At 68.0% G+C, this 15669-nt stretch carries 19 protein-coding genes; 8 read left to right on the forward strand and 11 right to left on the reverse strand.

What is annotated here, in order from left to right; genetic code table 11:
* The first annotated feature begins 33 nt into the window (after window positions 1-33).
* Entirely contained in the window at window positions 34-1602 is a 1569-nt protein-coding gene (lnt, locus tag H284_RS0100100; protein WP_020074701.1) for an apolipoprotein N-acyltransferase, read from the forward strand.
* Between the two features lie 24 nt (window positions 1603-1626).
* Here the strand turns inward: lnt and H284_RS0100105 are convergent, their stop codons facing one another.
* From H284_RS0100105 to H284_RS0100120, 4 genes are all read right to left on the reverse strand, one after another.
* Window positions 1627-1998, reverse strand: coding sequence for an RNA polymerase-binding protein RbpA (locus H284_RS0100105; protein ID WP_026307176.1), 372 nt, complete (start codon window positions 1996-1998; stop codon window positions 1627-1629).
* Between the two features lie 124 nt (window positions 1999-2122).
* Window positions 2123-2872 (reverse strand): glycerophosphodiester phosphodiesterase family protein, encoded by a 750-nt coding sequence (locus H284_RS0100110; protein ID WP_020074702.1) that lies wholly within the window; start codon window positions 2870-2872, stop codon window positions 2123-2125.
* A complete protein-coding gene (locus H284_RS0100115; protein ID WP_020074703.1) occupies window positions 2869-3864 on the reverse strand; it encodes an SPFH domain-containing protein in 996 nt (331 codons plus the stop codon). Before H284_RS0100115 ends, H284_RS0100110 begins: the two co-directional genes overlap by 4 nt.
* Window positions 3861-4370: an NfeD family protein gene (locus H284_RS0100120; RefSeq protein ID WP_018191071.1), complete on the reverse strand. Its 510-nt coding sequence runs from the start codon at window positions 4368-4370 to the stop codon at window positions 3861-3863. Before H284_RS0100120 ends, H284_RS0100115 begins: the two co-directional genes overlap by 4 nt.
* Window positions 4371-4476: 106 nt before the next feature.
* On the opposite strand from H284_RS0100120, the gene H284_RS0100125 reads away from it, so the two are divergent.
* Both H284_RS0100125 and H284_RS0100130 read left to right on the forward strand, forming a co-directional pair.
* Window positions 4477-5247: an SDR family oxidoreductase gene (locus H284_RS0100125; protein WP_020074704.1), complete on the forward strand. Its 771-nt coding sequence runs from the start codon at window positions 4477-4479 to the stop codon at window positions 5245-5247.
* The gene (locus H284_RS0100130) at window positions 5244-7238 is read left to right on the forward strand and encodes a S9 family peptidase (RefSeq protein ID WP_020074705.1); all 1995 of its coding nucleotides are present in this window, start codon (window positions 5244-5246) and stop codon (window positions 7236-7238) included. The genes H284_RS0100125 and H284_RS0100130 overlap by 4 nt, the downstream gene beginning before the upstream one ends.
* Window positions 7239-7326: 88 nt before the next feature.
* Here the strand turns inward: H284_RS0100130 and H284_RS0100135 are convergent, their stop codons facing one another.
* From H284_RS0100135 to H284_RS0100150, 4 genes are all read right to left on the reverse strand, one after another.
* Entirely contained in the window at window positions 7327-7968 is a 642-nt protein-coding gene (locus H284_RS0100135) for an HdeD family acid-resistance protein (protein WP_020074706.1), read from the reverse strand.
* Between the two features lie 163 nt (window positions 7969-8131).
* On the reverse strand, window positions 8132-8857 hold the full coding sequence (locus tag H284_RS0100140) for an alpha/beta fold hydrolase (protein WP_020074707.1): 726 nt from the start codon (window positions 8855-8857) through the stop codon (window positions 8132-8134).
* A 148-nt stretch (window positions 8858-9005) separates the two neighbouring features.
* Complete coding sequence (locus tag H284_RS0100145) at window positions 9006-9446, reverse strand: hypothetical protein (protein ID WP_155885431.1); 441 nt, start codon at window positions 9444-9446, stop codon at window positions 9006-9008.
* Window positions 9447-9595: 149 nt separating this feature from the next.
* On the reverse strand, window positions 9596-9907 hold the full coding sequence (locus tag H284_RS0100150; RefSeq protein ID WP_020074709.1) for a putative quinol monooxygenase: 312 nt from the start codon (window positions 9905-9907) through the stop codon (window positions 9596-9598).
* 215 nt (window positions 9908-10122) lie between these two features.
* Here H284_RS0100150 and H284_RS0100155 point away from each other — a divergent pair, with 215 nt between their 5' ends.
* The gene (locus tag H284_RS0100155) at window positions 10123-10479 is read left to right on the forward strand and encodes a hypothetical protein (RefSeq protein WP_020074710.1); all 357 of its coding nucleotides are present in this window, start codon (window positions 10123-10125) and stop codon (window positions 10477-10479) included.
* A gap of 22 nt (window positions 10480-10501) precedes the next feature.
* Here H284_RS0100155 and H284_RS0100160 read toward each other — a convergent pair whose 3' ends face one another.
* Entirely contained in the window at window positions 10502-11398 is an 897-nt protein-coding gene (locus H284_RS0100160) for a helix-turn-helix transcriptional regulator (protein ID WP_353597349.1), read from the reverse strand.
* Between the two features lie 57 nt (window positions 11399-11455).
* Here H284_RS0100160 and H284_RS0100165 point away from each other — a divergent pair, with 57 nt between their 5' ends.
* Window positions 11456-12664: an MFS transporter gene (locus tag H284_RS0100165; RefSeq protein ID WP_020074712.1), complete on the forward strand. Its 1209-nt coding sequence runs from the start codon at window positions 11456-11458 to the stop codon at window positions 12662-12664.
* A 13-nt stretch (window positions 12665-12677) separates the two neighbouring features.
* Entirely contained in the window at window positions 12678-13166 is a 489-nt protein-coding gene (locus H284_RS0100170; RefSeq protein WP_020074713.1) for a nuclear transport factor 2 family protein, read from the forward strand.
* 29 nt (window positions 13167-13195) lie between these two features.
* Here H284_RS0100170 and H284_RS0100175 read toward each other — a convergent pair whose 3' ends face one another.
* Window positions 13196-13774 (reverse strand): TetR/AcrR family transcriptional regulator, encoded by a 579-nt coding sequence (locus H284_RS0100175; RefSeq protein WP_018191060.1) that lies wholly within the window; start codon window positions 13772-13774, stop codon window positions 13196-13198.
* Between the two features lie 76 nt (window positions 13775-13850).
* Between H284_RS0100175 and H284_RS0100180 the strand changes: the two genes are divergently transcribed.
* Window positions 13851-14627: an SDR family NAD(P)-dependent oxidoreductase gene (locus tag H284_RS0100180; protein WP_020074714.1), complete on the forward strand. Its 777-nt coding sequence runs from the start codon at window positions 13851-13853 to the stop codon at window positions 14625-14627.
* A 63-nt stretch (window positions 14628-14690) separates the two neighbouring features.
* Here H284_RS0100180 and H284_RS0100185 read toward each other — a convergent pair whose 3' ends face one another.
* Window positions 14691-15032, reverse strand: coding sequence for an EthD family reductase (locus tag H284_RS0100185; RefSeq protein ID WP_020074715.1), 342 nt, complete (start codon window positions 15030-15032; stop codon window positions 14691-14693).
* Window positions 15033-15241: 209 nt separating this feature from the next.
* On the opposite strand from H284_RS0100185, the gene H284_RS0100190 reads away from it, so the two are divergent.
* The gene (locus tag H284_RS0100190; protein ID WP_020074716.1) at window positions 15242-15652 is read left to right on the forward strand and encodes a VOC family protein; all 411 of its coding nucleotides are present in this window, start codon (window positions 15242-15244) and stop codon (window positions 15650-15652) included.
* The last annotated feature ends 17 nt before the right edge of the window (window positions 15653-15669 follow it).

Consider the following 15669-nt stretch of genomic DNA (forward strand, 5'->3'; position numbering starts at 1 on the left):
CCCCCACACGCGGATGCTTTAGGCTCTCCCTTCGTGCAGACCGTCCCGCGAGCCCCCCTTCCGCTCTGGCTCGCGGTGCTGGTCGCCGCGGCCGCCGGCCCGGTGCTCGATGCGGGGTTCCCGGACAAGGACTGGTGGCCGCTGACGTTCGTCGGCATCGCGATGGTGCTGCTCGCGCAGCGCGGCCGCCGCGCAGGCTCGGCGTTCCTGGTCGGCTGGGTGGCGGGGGAGGCGTTCTACCTCGTCCACGTGTCGTGGACGGCGTTGTACTTGGGCCCGGTGCCCTGGGTGGCCCTCTCGACACTGGAGGCCCTGTTCTGGGGTGTCGGCGGCATCCTGATCACGCTTGCGTACCGGTGGGTGCCTCGGGCTTTCCCGACCCTGCTCGGGCGGCTCGGACTGCTGCCGGTGATCGTCAGCGGCCTCTGGGTGCTGCGGGAGTTCGTGACCGGCACCTGGCCGTACGGCGGCTTCTCCTGGGGGCGCGTCGCCGAGTCGCAGTCCCTCAGCCCGCTCGCCCCGATGGTCGCGTGGATCGGTATCTCGGGTGTGAGCTTCGTGATGGTGTGGCTGGTGGCGTTCCTGCTTGAGCTTCCCGGCGCGCTGGACGTGCGAACGGTGCAGCGCTGGCTCCTGGCAGGGGCAGCGGTCGCGCTCGTGTTCGCGATCCCCGCCTGGCCCGCGACGACCAGCGGATCGACGCGGATCGCCGCCGTGCAGGGCAACGGACCGGCCGGGTACTTCGACAACGCGCCCGTCGGCGCGGTGTTCAACTCGCAGGTGGCGGAGACGTTGCGCATCCCGTCCTCGCAGGTGTCCGGCGCGAAGAAGGTCGACATGGTGGTCTGGCCGGAGGGGTCCGCCCTGCCGGACCCGACGCGGGACCCCGACAATGCGGCGATCCTGGATGCGCTGAGCCGCAAGTTCGGAGCCCCGTTCGTCGTCGGTACGATCACCTCGCGTGACGACCGCCTCTACAACACCTCGCTGCAGTGGGAGGCCGGGAAAGGCGCCGTCGATTACTACGACAAGAAGCACCCCGTGCCGTTCGGGGAGTACGTTCCCGACCGCGCGTTCTGGCGTCCGTTCGCTCCGCAGCTCATCGACCTGATCGGTCGCGACTACACGCCGGGGACGCGGGACAACGTCTTCGACGTCGGCGGCGTCCGCGCCGGCATCTCCATCTGCTTCGACATCGTCGACGACCAGCTGCTGACGGACATGATGCGCGGGGGAGCGCAGGTGATCCTCGCTCAGACCAACAACGCGGACTTCGGCGAGACGGACGAGAACCAGCAGCAGCTCGCGATCGCCCGCCTGCGCGCGATCGAGGCGGGGCGGTCGCTGGTGAACATCTCGACGGTGGGCAGCAGCCAGATCATCGGGCCCGACGGTCGCACGATCAGCTCCATCCCGCCGTTCAAGCCCGGGCACATGGTCGCGGACGTCCCGCTCGGGACCACGACGACGCCGGCCACGCTGCTCAGCCGCGGAATCGAGTTCCTGGTCGCCGGGCTTGGACTGTTCGGCTTGATCGTGGCGTTCACCGCCCGGCGCGGGCCCCTGCCGACGACGAAAAGGCCGCTCCCACCGCGAGGGTGAGAACGGCCCGGTGGCCTGACGGGGTCAGGCGGTGTGCTTGTGCTCGCTCGTTCCGCGACGCGACCGCAGGTACTGCAGGCGCTCCTCGAGGAGTTCCTCGAGCTCGGCGCGGGTGCGGCGCTCCAGCAGCATGTCCCAGTGGCTGCGGGGGGTCTTGACGTCGGAGTGGTCGACCTCGACGGGGGTGTCGCCGATCAGCAGGCGCGCCTCCTGGCCGCAGTGCTTGCACTCCCAGGTCTCGGGGGCCTCGGCCTCGGCCGAGAACACGACGTCGGTCTCCTTGCCGCAGGTGAGGCAAAGATAGTTGTAACGGGAACGCGGAGAGTAGACGACGCCTTCTTCACTCTGTAGGCTTTGGGCGCCGATTCTCATGCCGCGCAAGCTTCGATCTGCCATTGTGTGGTCTCCTCTAGTGCGCGCGAATCCTCACAGTTATAAACGGTCAAGCTGGGGATTCTCTTTCCAGGAGAGCGTTTCTCCCAGTGCCCTCTCAGAGTCGGCAGCGCGAGGCCGCCGGTCGTCAGGTTCTTGACGCCACCACGGACTTCAGGATGTCGCAGCGGTCCGTGACGATGCCGTCGGCCCCGAGGTCGAGCAGCCGGACCATGTCGGCGGGATCGTTGACCGTCCACACGTGCACTTCGGCCCCGGCCGCGTGGATGCGCTCGACGACCCGCCGTGTGACGATCCGCAACGGACCACGCCGCTCGGGAACCTGGACGGCGACGAAACCGCGCAGAGCCCGGTGGACCAGAGGGACGATCCCGAGCCGGGCGCCGATCAGGGCGGGGAAGAACTCGGACACGGCGGGGGAGGAAGCGACACCGGGGAGCGCGTCGGCGACGGCGCGTCTCCGCTCGCTCGAGAAGCTGGTGATGAGCACCCGCCCGGTCGCCCGGGCATCGCGGATGGCCGCCACCGCCGGTGCAGCTGCGCGCGCATCCTTCACATCGATGTTGAAGCGCGCCTGCGGGAACGCATCAAGGGCCTCGGCGAGAGAGCAGAAGCCCTGCCCGTGACCCAGCTCGATGCGGCGCAGCTCGGTCATCGTCAGCTGCCCGACGTTCACGTTGCGCCCGGCGACCCGGGCGAGGTCCGGGTCGTGGGCGATCACGGCGACGCCGTCCGCCGAGGCGTGGATGTCGGTCTCGAGGTGCGTCGCGCCCGCCGAGAGGGCGCGGAGGAACGCCAGGAGCGTGTTCTCCGGCGCGTCGAGGGCGAGGCCGCGATGCGCGATGATGCGCGTCCCGGCTCCGTCGAGGAACGTCACGGCGCGGTCGGTGCCGCCGGCCCGGTCTCGGCTGCCGGAGCGACCGGCGGCACCGACCCGGCCCCGGCTCCCGTCGCCGGGGGCCGTGGCGCGCCGGTCGTCGGCCCGAAGGCCTGCCCGATGCCCTTGAGCGCCTCGGTCAGCTCGCTCGGGATGATCCAGAGCTTGTTGGCGGGACCCTCGGCGAGCTTCGGGAGCGTCTGGAGGTACTGGTAGGCGAGCAGGAGGTTGTCCGGGTTGCCCTGGTGGATCGCACCGAACACGGTCGTGATCGCCTGCGCCTCGCCCTCGGCGCGGAGGACCGCCGCTTTCGCGTCGCCCTCCGCTTTGAGGATTGCGGCCTGCCGCAGTCCCTCGGCGTTGAGGATCTCGGACTGCTTCGTGCCCTCCGCCGTCAGGATCACAGCGCGCCGGTCACGTTCCGCGCGCATCTGCTTCTCCATCGAGTCCTGGATGGACGTGGGGGGATCGATCGCCTTGAGCTCGACGCGGGAGACGCGGATGCCCCACTTGCCGGTGGCCTCGTCGAGAACGAGGCGCAGCTGGCCGTTGATGTTGTCGCGGCTGGTCAGCGCCTCTTCGAGGTTCAGACCGCCGACGACGTTACGGAGCGTCGTCGTGGTCAGCTGCTCGACCGCGCCCAGATAGTTGGCGATCTCGTAGGTCGCGGCGCGCGCATCCGTCACCTGGAAGTACACGACCGTGTCGATCGAGACGACCAGGTTGTCTTCGGTGATGACCGGCTGCGGCGGGAACGAGACGACCTGCTCGCGCATGTCGATCAGCGGCCGCACCTTGTCGATGAAGGGCACGACCACGTTGAGCCCGGGCATCAACGTCTTGTGGTACCGGCCGAGCCTCTCCACGACACCGGCGCGCGCCTGGGGGATGATGCGGATCGCGCGGAACAGCGTGACCAGCACGAAGATCGCGATGATCAGGACGATGATGCTGACCACGATGGTCAGGATCAGCTGGCTCGGATCGTTCACGGAGTGATCCTCTCGGTGAGGCCGTCGGTACCTGCGGAGACCGGTGCGGGAGCGACGACGGCGGTCGCACCCTCGATCGAGACCACGATCACATGCTCCCCGGGCACGAGCTCCCCACGGTCGCCGCCGGTAAAGGCGCTGTCCGCGAGGCGCGAGGTCCAGGTCTCGCCGACCTGCAGCTTCACGAGCCCCGTCGTGCGGGTGACGGTCGAAACGACGACGCCGCCCATCCCGATCAGCCGGTCGATGTTGCTCTTCGCCGGGTCGCCCCCGCGCTTCAGCGCGCGGAGCAGCGGCGGTCGAATGAAGAAGATGAGGACGACGGAGAGGATCGCCGCGATGATCAGCTGGAGCCACCAGGGTGCTCCGAACAGGCCGGAGACGAGGCCGCCGAGGCTGCCGATGGCGATCATCAGGAAGACGAAGTCGAGCGTCAGCATCTCGATGATCACGAAGATCAGGATGAGGACGAGCCAGACGATCCAGGCGAAGGACGTGATGTCCATGACGTCCCCCTTTCACTGCTTTCTCCGACCGTATCAGGTGCGGCCCACGCCGATTCCACCCCACTTGGTAGTCTCAGGATGCAGACATCGACGCCGAGGAGTTTTCGTGGCAAACCCCCTTTCACCTGGTTCGCTGACGGGCAAGCGCGCCCTCGTCACCGGCTCGTCACGCGGGATCGGCGCCGACACCGCGCAGTACCTCGCCGAGGCGGGCGCGAGTGTCGTCATCAACTACCGCAACAAGGAGGCGCGGGCCCAGAAGCTCGTCGACTCCATCGTCGAGCAGGGCGGGACGGCCATCGCGGTCGGTGCCGACCTGACCGACCCGGACTCCGTCGAGGCCATGTTCCGGACAGTCGCCGAGGCGTGGGGCGGCCTCGACATCCTGGTGCTCAATGCCTCCGGCGGAATGGAGTCCGGCATGGCCGAGGACTACGCCATGCAGCTCAACCGCGACGCCCAGGTGAACACCCTCACCGCGGCCCTGCCGCTTCTGGGCGAGGGTTCGCGAGTCGTCTTCGTCACCAGCCACCAGGCGCACTTCATCCGGACGACGCCGACCATGCCCGAGTACGAGGCCGTGGCTCTGAGCAAGCGAGCGGGAGAGGATGCGCTGCGCGCGCTGCTCCCGTCGCTCACCGAGAAGGGCGTCGAGTTCGTGGTCGTCTCCGGCGACATGATCGAGGGCACCATCACGGCGACCCTGCTCAACCGTCTCAACCCGGGCGCCATCGACGCGCGCAAGGAGGCCGCCGGCCGCCTCTACAACGTCAGCGAGTTCGCGGCCGAGGTCGCCGCGGCCGTCGTCGACCCCATCCCCGCCGACCACACGCGCCTCGTCGGGGACGTGTCGAGCTTCACGCCGGTCGTCGAGTGAAGCCCGCCGACCTCGGCCTGCTGACCGGCGTCTCGACGCCGACGGTCCACCCCGGCGGCGCGAAGGCCGTCGTGTCGGTGACCCGGCCATCCCTGGAGGCGGACGCCACGGTGGGGCAGCTGTGGAGCATCCCGCTCACCGGTCACGCCGCTCCGCGCCTGCTGACGCGCGGGTTCCGCGACACGGCGCCGCGATTCTCGCCCGACGGACGCCTGCTCGCCTTCCTCCGCGCCGAGCCGAAGAAGGCGCCGCAGCTGTACGTCGTCGACGCCGCCGGCGGCGAGCCGGTCGCCGTCACCGACCGCACCCTCGGCGTCTCCGAGTTCGCCTGGTCGCCCGACGCGCGGACGCTCGCGTTCGTCAGCCGTGTGCCCGAACAGGGCCGCTACGGCACGGTCGAGGGCATCGACCCGAACGGGGAGTCCGCCCGTCGGATCGACACCCTGAAATATCAGGCGAACGGCCTCGGCTACGTCACCGATCGGCGTGCCCACGTCTTCACCGTGCCGGTGCCGGACGTGTGGGCTGCGCCCATCCCGGACCCCGCGCCGAGACCGGACGGGTCGACCGACCCGGCGCCGTCGGTCACCGAGCCGCGTCAGCTGACCGACGGTCCCTGGGACGACGGCGCGATCTCGTTCTCGCCGGACGGCCGGAGCATCGCCTTCATCTCCGAACGGCACGCCAGCCGCGACCTCGACCTCCGGTCGAACGTGTTCCTCGTTCCGGTCGACGGGGGAGAGGCGCGCGATCTGACCGGCTCGCACGGGTCGTGCAGCGTGATCGCCGCGCACTACGCCGGCGGTGGCGCCCTGTTCTTCACCGCGCAGGACGTCGGCCAGACCGGGCGCGACTTCGTCGCCAAGAACGCTGCTCTCTACGTGATCGACGCCGCGGGCTCCGCGCCGCGCCGACTGACCGACCCGGAGTCGGTCGACTTCACCGAGTCCGACATCGCGCCGCGAGCCGACGACTCGGTGCTCCTCGTCGACCGCAGCCGCGGAGCGCTCGTCCTGACCGAGGTGAACGCGGCGGGGGAGAGCCGGCGCCTTACCGACGACCACACGGTCGTGGGCGGTGCGGATGCGGCGGGCGAGACGATCGTCGTCTCCTTCGCCGACGCGCGGACGACCGGAGACGTCGCCGTCGTCGAGAGTGCCGGTCTGCGCCGCCTGACCGACTTCTCGGCTCCGCTGCGCTCGACGGGCATCATCGAGCCGCGCGAGCTCACGGTCACCGGCCGCGACGGCTATCCCGTGCACGGCTGGGTGCTGGCCCCCGAGAGCGAAGGGCCGCATCCCGTGCTGCTCAACATCCACGGCGGGCCGTTCGCTTCGTACACGCACGCTCTCTTCGACGAGGCGCAGGTGTATGCCGCGGCCGGCTACGCGGTCGTCATGTCGAACCCGCGCGGTTCTGCGGGGTACGGCCAGGAGCACGGCCGGGTCATCCGTCAGCGGATGGGCACGGTCGACCTCACGGACGTGCTCGACTTCCTCGACGGCGCGATCGCCGAGGTGCCGGGCCTCGACGCCGAACGCGTCGGGATCATGGGCGGCTCGTACGGCGGCTACCTCACGGCCTGGACGATCGCGCACGATCACCGCTTCGCCGCGTCGATCGTGGAGCGCGGATTCCTCGACCCGGACGCGTTCGTCGGAACCAGCGACATCGGCAGCTTCTTCGGCGACGAGTACACCGGGACGGACCCGGAGCTGATGCGGTCGCAGAGCCCGCAGGCCGTCGTGGACCAGGTGCGCACGCCGACGCTCGTGCTGCACTCGTCCCATGACCTGCGCTGCCCGCTCGGGCAGGCCGAGCGCTACTACGCGGCGCTCAAGCGCAGGGGAGTGGAGACGGAACTCGTCATCTTCCCGGGCGAAGACCATGAGTTGAGCCGCAGCGGGCGGCCGCGCCACCGCCAGGAACGCTTCGACATCATCCTCGACTGGTGGGCGCAGCACCTCCCGAGCCGCAGCAACCACCGCTGAGCCTGGGGCGCGATTCGTGCCGAATGTGCGTTTTGGCTCTGCCTTTCCGCACATTCGGCACGAATCTGCCGCGCTAGATCGTATACGATCAGGCGACGCGCGGCGTAGCGGCAGGGGAGTCGGTCGCCTTCAGCACCTCGCGTCCGAAGGTGAACGCCCGCACGATCCCGATCACGCCCAGGACGATCAGCGAGAACGCCGCGAAGAACAGCAGGAACACCGCGGACGACGCCGGCAGCACCAGCACGACGATGCCGGCGATGATGCTCAGGATGCCGAACGCGATGGCCCAGCCGGACGATGCGGCGCGTCCGGCTTCGGCCAGCGCCATGACGCCGTCGATGATCCAGCCGACGCCGATGAAGGCGATGGCGAAGATCACCAGCGTGACCGCTGCGGCCGAGACGTTCTTCAGTGCGACGATGCCGGCGAAAATGAGCAGGACTCCGAGAATGATGTTGAGTGCTCGAGAGCCGCCGCGCATCCCGCGGCTGAAGATGCCGATCCCGAGGCGCATGATCCCGGCGACCAGGAAGTAGATCCCCAGGAAGATCGCCAGCACCGACAGCGTCTTCTCGGGCCAGAACAGCAGGACGATGCCCAGGATCAGCGCGACGGCGCCGCTGACGCCCAGCGCCGTGCGGATGGCGTTGATGGCCCCACGGGTCATGTTCCGGGCATCCAGCGAGAACTCGTGCAGCATCGGGTCGGTCGGATCTGTAGCGCTCATGACGTCATCCCTTCGAGAGCGGCGGCCGCTTCACAGGCGGTTCGTTGCTGACACTAGCGCGCCGCATGCGTGCTGTCAGGAGTGGGGATGTGCCGTGTCGCCGCGGGATATCGTTACGCTGATAATGCACATTATGTCAGATAGAGGACGGCGCAGCGCCTGGTCAGCCCTGCGCACCGCCACTACCGGCCACGGCACGTTCGATGACATCCACGACGTCCTGCGGGTTGGTCTGCATGACCAGGTGCGGCGCCTTCAGTTCAATGACGTCGGCGATGCCGGCCCGGGTGTAGCCGAACCGTTCGACGTCGGGGTTGATGGTGTGGTCATCAGCCGAGACGATCCCCCACGCCGGCTTGGTCTTCCACGCGGCCGCGGACGCCTCTTCGGCGAACACGGATGCAGCCAGCGGTCGCTGCGAGACAGCGAGGACCTCGCTGACACGCGGGTCGAGGCCCGCGGCGAAGATGTGCGGGAACGCGTCGATCTTCACGGAGACGTCGGAGCCGTCCTCTTGGCCCGGAATGGGGAACGGCGTGAAGATGAGGTTTGCGATGAGCTCCGAATCGGGGAATCCTCCCTGCAGCTTCGAGATCGTCTCTCCGGTATCGAGGGCGTAACCGGAGACGTAGACGAGCCCGACGACGTTGGCCGCCTCACCCGCGATCGTGATGACCGCTCCCCCGTACGAATGTCCGGCGAGCAGGACAGGTCCGTCGATGTGCTCGACGAGAGCCCGCAGGGATGCGGCGTCGGCAGCGAGGCTCCGCATGTACAAAGGTGGCGCGATCACGGTGTGGCCTCGATCGAGCAGAATACGGGTGACGGGCGCCCAGCTGGCGGCGTCGGCGAACGCTCCGTGGACGAGGACGATCGTTGGGGACGGCATGACATTCTCCTATCGCTCTGTAGTTGGTCAGCAGGTTGGCCTGCGATTGGTCGGCAGGGTAGCCTCGGCCAATCCTGGGCGGCAAGCGAATTCTTGCTGAACCACGGCGTTGAGGACAGTCGTGCCGCGGACCTCGGAGAGCGACTCGTCAGTTGATGGTGTGGAGTCGCGTGGCCGCGAGCGCGACGAACTCCGAGCCCCAGACCGGGTTCTGCGACCAGATGGTCTCCTCCGTGTCCGCGATGTAATCGGCCGGGGCTCCCCGTGTAGCGGGGCTGGTACCAAGCCGGATCTCCACGTCGGACGCCGTGAAGCGAAGCGCACCCTGCTGCCTGAACAGCGGATGAAGCGTGACGGTGGTCTTGTCACCGAAGGTGGACGCCGTGGCTCCCCCGAGCGTCCAGTTGTACCAAGCCCCCTTCGGAGTGGTCGCACCCAGATCAACACTCGATACGTCCGATGCCACGATGAGTGCAGCATCGTACGAAGGAATGCTCCCCTGGCCCAGAATCACGCCCAGTCGACCGCGGTGCACGACGAGGCGAACATCGAACAGAAGGAACTCCTCGAGGCTCGATGCGTCAGCCATGTCGACAGACGGAACCGGGAGCTCGCTTCTGGACCTGACCTGAAGCTCGTCACCGAATGTCGCCATGGCAGACATCTCCCCCTCTTGCTGCGTGCACGGAGAGCCCGGGTCGACCGGGCACGTGACGCACGCTCACAGCTCGATACGGCTCAGTCGCCTCTCTCGTGCTTGACGGCGAGGAGGTCGACGGTGTTCAGCTCAGGGTCCTTCGCCAGCAGATTCGGACCCACCTCGCCGAGTGCCTGTGGGATCGCGCCGTTCAGGTGCGCTTGCCGCGCATCCTCATCGCCGAAGGTATCGAAGATGCCGAAATGGGTGTCGTCGATCTGGAAGGCGTACCAGGTGCGGGTTCCCGGCTCCTGGTCCACCACGGCTTTGCCCGCGATCAGGAATTCCTTCACTTCCGCCGCCTTGTCGGGCTTCGCTTCAAGCAGCGCCAATACACCGAGCGTGAGTTCCATGAGATTCTCCTATCGGGTCGGGACGTCCCGACATCCGACATCGGAGGCGTCACGCCGGACGGTACCCCTCGGCCGGTGCGGCGGCCATTGCTCGCTCGTCGCGATGCGACGCACCACTCCCCCGCCATTCCTGGTGGTGGTGCTGCTCACACTGGTATCAGCGGCACCGGACTCTGATCTTCCCTGCGGGTAAGGCCCCTCTTAGCCTCGTTGCCATGACCGCAATCATCGACACCGTGATGACCCGCATCGAGGTCACCGACCTCGATGCGGCGCTGCCCGCCTACGAGACGCTCGCCGGCCCCGGCGACGTTCGCCGACTGGAGTTTCCTCAGTTCCGCATGGCGATCGTCGGCCCCTTCATGCTCATCGAGGGGACGCCGGAGCAGCTCGCTCCCTACCGCCGAGCTGCGACGATCATGGCCGCTGACCACGAGGCGGCCGTCGCCGCATTCACGGGCGCAGGCGGTCGCGTTCTGGATGGTCCGACACCGTCGGCTGGCGGAATGCGCACCATCGTCGGAGACCGGGATGGGAACCCGTTCGAGGTGTTCACGCCCGCATCGTCCTGAGCACGCGCCAGTCGCAACGGCATCAAGTTCGGCCGGCGTCGAGCTCGTGGACGCCACCATACGGAACGAAGCGGCTCCCGAGCTTCTCCGCCGTCTCCTCGTCGGCCGGAAGGAACACCAGCATGGCGAGATCGTTCTGCTCGGCGACGTCGAGCTTGACGTAGTCGAGGTGCAGGACTCCGAGGCGATCGTGGCGCAGCTGTTTGCGGGCGGGTTCGAACCGCCGCGCCTGCTGTTCGCGCCAGAGTTCCGCGAACCGGGGGCTCGCCCCGATCAGGACATCACGCAGTTCTCCCCCACGTGGGTCCTGGGGGTGCTGGGCGAGGTTGATCCGGAACTGACCCACCAGTTGGCGCGCCTCGGCCTCCCAGTCCACGAACAAATTCCACGACCGCTTCTGGGTGAAGGTGAGCCAGAGGATGTTGCGCTCAGCGACGGGACGTTCGTCGTACCCGCCGAGGAGCTCCGCGTACATGTCGTTGCAGGCCAGGACGTCCCACCACACGTTCGTGACGTAGGCCGGATTCGGTTGCATGGTCTGCACGAGCCGTCGCAGTGCGTCATTCACCTGGGGAGGCTCCGGCGCCGCCGTCGGCAATGCCAGGCCGGCGAGAGTGAACAGCATGTCCCGGTCGTCTCGGCCGAGGCGGAGTGCGCGCGCGAGCGCTTCGATGACCTGCCGGCTCACCCCGATCTCCCGCGCCTGCTCCAACCAGGTGTACCAGGTCACGCTCACACCGGAGAGCTGCGCGAGCTCCTCGCGCCGCAATCCGGGCGTCCGCCGTCGAGGGCCTCGAGGAAGGCCGACTGAGACGGGGTCGGTGGCTTCCCTGTGGGCGCGGAGAAAGGATGCGAGTTCATGGCGTTGGATCACATCGGACAATGTCATCACTCCTGACGGCGGGAAGCCTGGTGGCATTCATACCAGCATAACTACAATCTGTACCAGGATAAATAGCCGCAGCACCATGATGGCATGACCATTCACACCACCTCTCAGATCCGCTCCCCCGAGCAGAGCCTGCGGCCGGATCACTGGGTCTTTCCCGTCGTCCTGTTGGCCGTCGGCACCTTCGCGATCGGCACCGACTCCTTCGTCTTGGCCGGGATCCTGCCCCAGCTGGCCAGCGGGCTTCACATCTCCGAAGGCGCGGCCGGCCAGGTCGTCACCGCTTTCGCGATCACCTACGCCATCGCCGCGCCGTTCCTTTCGGTGCTCACTCACCGGGTACCACGGAAAGCCTTGATAGCGATCGGCCTCGCCGTGTTCGTCGTGATGAACGCCGCCGGCGCGTTCGCGCCCACCTTCGCGGTCCTTCTCGTCACGCGCGTCCTGTGCGCACTGGGGGCGGCCAGCTTCACGCCCACTGCGAACGCGGTCTCGACGGTTCTCGCCGGATCGGCGGCCCGCGGTCGCGCCCTCTCGGTCACTCTCGGCGGTATCGCTCTGGGCACGGTGTTCGGTGTGCCTGTGGGAACAGCCATCGGACAGCAGCTCGGCTGGCAGGCCAGCCTGCTGTTCGTCGCCGCAGTCGGCCTGGTAGCGCTCATCGCCCTGTCCGTCGTCCTCCCCCACCTCGCCGGCGAGGCGGTCGTTCCCCTCCGCCGGCGCTTCGGCGTGATGGGAGACCCGCGAGTCGTCCTGGTCGTCCTGGTGACGGCGGTCGCCACCGGATCCGGCATCCTCGTGTACACCTACATCGCTCCGATCGTGCACACCATCGCCGGGATCTCCGGTGGAACACTCGCGATCGCCTTGCTGATCTGGGGCGTCGGAGGCGCCGTCGGCGCCTTCGGATGCGGATGGTTCACCGACCGGATCGGCGCGGGGCCGACCTCCGCCCTCGGCATCGCCGTGCTCGCGGCGGCGCTGGCCGTCATCGCGTTCGCCGGCTCACCTGTCGTAGTGCTGATCGCGATGTTCTTCGGTGGAGTGGGCAGCTGGGCGTTCGTGGCCCCGAACAACCACATGCTCACCGGCCTGCACCCGACCATGGCGAGCGTCGTGATCTCCTTCAACTCGACGGGCACGTACGTCGGTCAAGCTGCTGGTGCCGCGGTAGGCGGCGTGCTGCTCGTGAGCGGCCTCGGCGCCACGCCCACCGTGCTCATCGCGGTCGCCGGACTGGTCGTCGCCGCCATCCTCGCGCTTGCAGCGTGGCGCGCTACCCGGGTACGCGGCTGAGGGGGTGGACGATATGGCACGCATCACGGACGCGGCAGACCCCGCCGCCCTTCAATACGTCCTCGACCGTGTCGCGATTCAGGATCTGATCGTCCAATACGCCTTCGGCCAGGACCTTCACGAAAACGGGGATAACGAGGTCCAGCAGCAGTGGGATGTCGTCTTCTCCCCCGACGCCGTCCTCGACTACCGCGCGGGCGGCGCAGCCGCGGACATCGACTACCGCACACTGATCGCCACGATGCGCGGGCCGGGAGGCACGATGTCGGGGCTCGAGAACTGGCAGCACTTCCAGGGCTTCGCCGCCGTCGACATCGACGGCGACACCGCCACCGCTCGCACGCAGCACCTGCACACCCACTCCGGAATGACGGACGGCGCGGGATGGAACCTCATGCAGACGGGATTCTTCGTCGACCGCCTCGAGCGCCGCCCCGAAGGGTGGCGGATCGTCCACCGAACCCTCGAGATCCTGTGGATGCAGACCTTTCCCGCTCTCTAGCCGACCGACGTCGGCTCGCGCGCCCGTCCTCAGCGCGTTGATCGCGCCGAGGCGGGCGTGCGGGTCCCGTCGATCAGCACACCCAGCCACGGATGCGCCTCTGCCCCGCGGCGCAGCCCTTCCGGAAGGCCGGCGACGACGGCCAGGAGATCGTTCGCCGTGATGTCCTCGCGAACCATACCGGCCCCTTGGGCATCCTCGAGGATCCTGGCCGTCTCTTCCTTCATGGGACCGCATGCGGTGGCGATCACCGACGCGTCGTCGCCGAGGGCCTCGACGAGCACGCTCCTCAGGCCGCGGTAGCCCGCGGGCATGCGATCGAACTCGGCCAACCATGCTTCGTAGGCCTGCATCGGTTCCAGCTCGGCACGGAGATGCGCAGCTCGGTCGGCCAGGTCTGCGAACGTCGCGGCGAGCAGAGCGGCGAGCAGATGCTCCCGCGTGGGAAAGTGCCGGTACAACGTGCCCTTCCCGACTCCGGCGACGCGGGCCACCTCTTCGAGAGGCAGCGCCGTGCCGGTCGACGCGAACACCTGCGCACCAGCCTCCAGAAGGCGTTTGACGTTCCGTTCGGCGTCGGCTCGTCGTGGTCTCTCCGTCGTCGTCATGACCCTCCTTGCAAAACGGACGCGCCGTCCATATCGTTAATCGGACGTAGCGTCCATTTTACGCATAGGAGAGAACATGGCAGACCGCCTCACGGGAAAGACCGCCCTCGTCACGGGTGCGACGAGCAACATCGGCGCCGCGATCGCCGAACGATTCGCCGCGGAGGGAGCCACCGTCGTCGTTTCGGGGCGTTCCGCCGAGCGTGGCCAAGCGGTGGTCGACCGCATCACCGCAGCGGGCGGGCGCGGGAGCTTCGTCGCTGCCGACCTCGACGGGACCAAGCGTGCATCGGAGCTCCTCGCCGACCAGGCGCGGGAAGCGCTCGGCGGCCGCGTCGACATCCTCGTGAACAACGCGGGCGTCTTCCCCGGCGGCCCGACTCCCGCCATCACCGAGGAGATGGCCGACCTGGTCTACGCAGTCAACGTCAAAGCACCGTTCTTCCTCGTTGCCGCCTTGGCCCCGGCGATGGTCGAACGCGGAACGGGGAAGATCATCAACATGGGTTCCTGGGGTGCGCGGCTGGGTATCGCCGGCTCGGCGCTCTACACCTCCTCCAAGGGGGCGATCGAGTCGCTGACCCGCGCGTGGGCCGCGGAGTTCGGGCCGGCCGGTGTCAACGTGAACGCCATCTCCCCCGGGGTGATCCGGGAGACGGAACCCGAGCCGGGAGAGCGCGGTGAGACGCTCATGTGGGGCACGCCTGTCGGTGCGAGCGGCCGTCCGGACGTGATCGCGGCTGCTGCCGTGTACCTGGCAAGCGACGAGTCGGATTTCGTCCACGGCTCGGTCCTGGACATCGACGGTGGACGGACCGGCGTCGCCGTCCGCGGAGCCGCCCCCGCGGCGTGACGGGTTGGGCGGCCTGCCCGGCAGCGTTGCCGGGCAGGCCGCCCTGTCACCGATGGGTCGGTGTCATGACGGCGTCACGGTGCGTTCCACCCGGACCGAGTGGATCCCCACCGTGGTCGGGCGCATGAAGTTCTCCCGCGCCCGATGCGCGCGTCGATACGCCTCGGTGTCGAGGGCCTGTGCCATCGCCTCGGCGGAATCGAAGGTGATCTCGACGACCGCATCGATCGGGTCCTCGGATCCGTCGTTGTACTGATCGACGACGTAATGCTGCCGATACGACTGCACCTGCGGCATCCGCGTGTACGTGGGTCCGTACTCGAGCTCCATGAAGTGACGGAACTCCCCGGTGCTGACAGTAGGCAGCTTTCGGATCAGGGTGATCAAGCGCAGCGGCTCAGACATGAGCGTCCGCCTTCCGGGAGGTGAGGTCGTCGGCGATGGATGAGTTGTCATGGGGTGCTGTGGTCACCTGACTGATGTTCGCAGCGTTCCGACACGTCATCCTGGTGCCGGTTGCACCACGCTGACGGCGTATCGCACGTTGACCGGGTGGGGCCCACCCGTTAGGTTAACGACGTTTACCTGATCAACTGCGTTTACCAAGGAGTCTCATGACCCAGCACGACCACGTCGGTCTTTCCGTAGCGGACCTCGATGCGCAGAGAGCCTTCTACGTGGCGGCCCTCGGCCTCAGCGAGGTCGAGGAAGAATTCTCCATGCCCGAGGCCGGAGTACGGTCGACGATCATCCGCTCCCCGCAAGGGCTCAAGCTCGAGCTCATCGAGCGAGTCGACTCACTCCCCCAGCGATTCGCCGACCCGTACGACGGAGCCGGAACTCAGGGATACTTCCACTGGGCCATCGCTGTGGACGATCTCCAGACCGCATTCGACGCGGTGCTCTCTGCCGGCGCTGACATCGTCAGCTCTCCGGCCGACGCTGTCCGGCCGGGCCAGCGCTTCGCATACGTGCGCGACCCCGAGGGCAACCTGCTCGAACTCATTCAACCCGCTCGGCCGTAAGCGATACGGTCACTCAC

The sequence above is a fragment of the Cryocola sp. 340MFSha3.1 genome (genome assembly GCF_000383315.1).
In the GTDB taxonomy this organism is placed as follows: Bacteria; Actinomycetota; Actinomycetes; order Actinomycetales; family Microbacteriaceae; genus Leifsonia.

Coding starts and splice junctions, on each gene's coding strand:
- H284_RS0100105 (WP_026307176.1), bottom strand. CDS start 1,998: ATGGCAGATCGAAGCTTGCGCGGCATGAGAATCGGCGCCCAAAGCCTA.
- H284_RS0100120 (WP_018191071.1), bottom strand. CDS start 4,370: ATGGACATCACGTCCTTCGCCTGGATCGTCTGGCTCGTCCTCATCCTG.
- H284_RS0100135 (WP_020074706.1), bottom strand. CDS start 7,968: ATGAGCGCTACAGATCCGACCGACCCGATGCTGCACGAGTTCTCGCTG.
- H284_RS0100140 (WP_020074707.1), bottom strand. CDS start 8,857: ATGCCGTCCCCAACGATCGTCCTCGTCCACGGAGCGTTCGCCGACGCC.
- H284_RS0100145 (WP_155885431.1), bottom strand. CDS start 9,446: ATGGCTGACGCATCGAGCCTCGAGGAGTTCCTTCTGTTCGATGTTCGC.
- H284_RS0100150 (WP_020074709.1), bottom strand. CDS start 9,907: ATGGAACTCACGCTCGGTGTATTGGCGCTGCTTGAAGCGAAGCCCGAC.
- H284_RS0100155 (WP_020074710.1), top strand. CDS start 10,123: ATGACCGCAATCATCGACACCGTGATGACCCGCATCGAGGTCACCGAC.
- H284_RS0100160 (WP_353597349.1), bottom strand. CDS start 11,398: ATGCCACCAGGCTTCCCGCCGTCAGGAGTGATGACATTGTCCGATGTG.
- H284_RS0100165 (WP_020074712.1), top strand. CDS start 11,456: ATGACCATTCACACCACCTCTCAGATCCGCTCCCCCGAGCAGAGCCTG.
- H284_RS0100170 (WP_020074713.1), top strand. CDS start 12,678: ATGGCACGCATCACGGACGCGGCAGACCCCGCCGCCCTTCAATACGTC.
- H284_RS0100175 (WP_018191060.1), bottom strand. CDS start 13,774: ATGACGACGACGGAGAGACCACGACGAGCCGACGCCGAACGGAACGTC.
- H284_RS0100180 (WP_020074714.1), top strand. CDS start 13,851: ATGGCAGACCGCCTCACGGGAAAGACCGCCCTCGTCACGGGTGCGACG.
- H284_RS0100185 (WP_020074715.1), bottom strand. CDS start 15,032: ATGTCTGAGCCGCTGCGCTTGATCACCCTGATCCGAAAGCTGCCTACT.
- H284_RS0100190 (WP_020074716.1), top strand. CDS start 15,242: ATGACCCAGCACGACCACGTCGGTCTTTCCGTAGCGGACCTCGATGCG.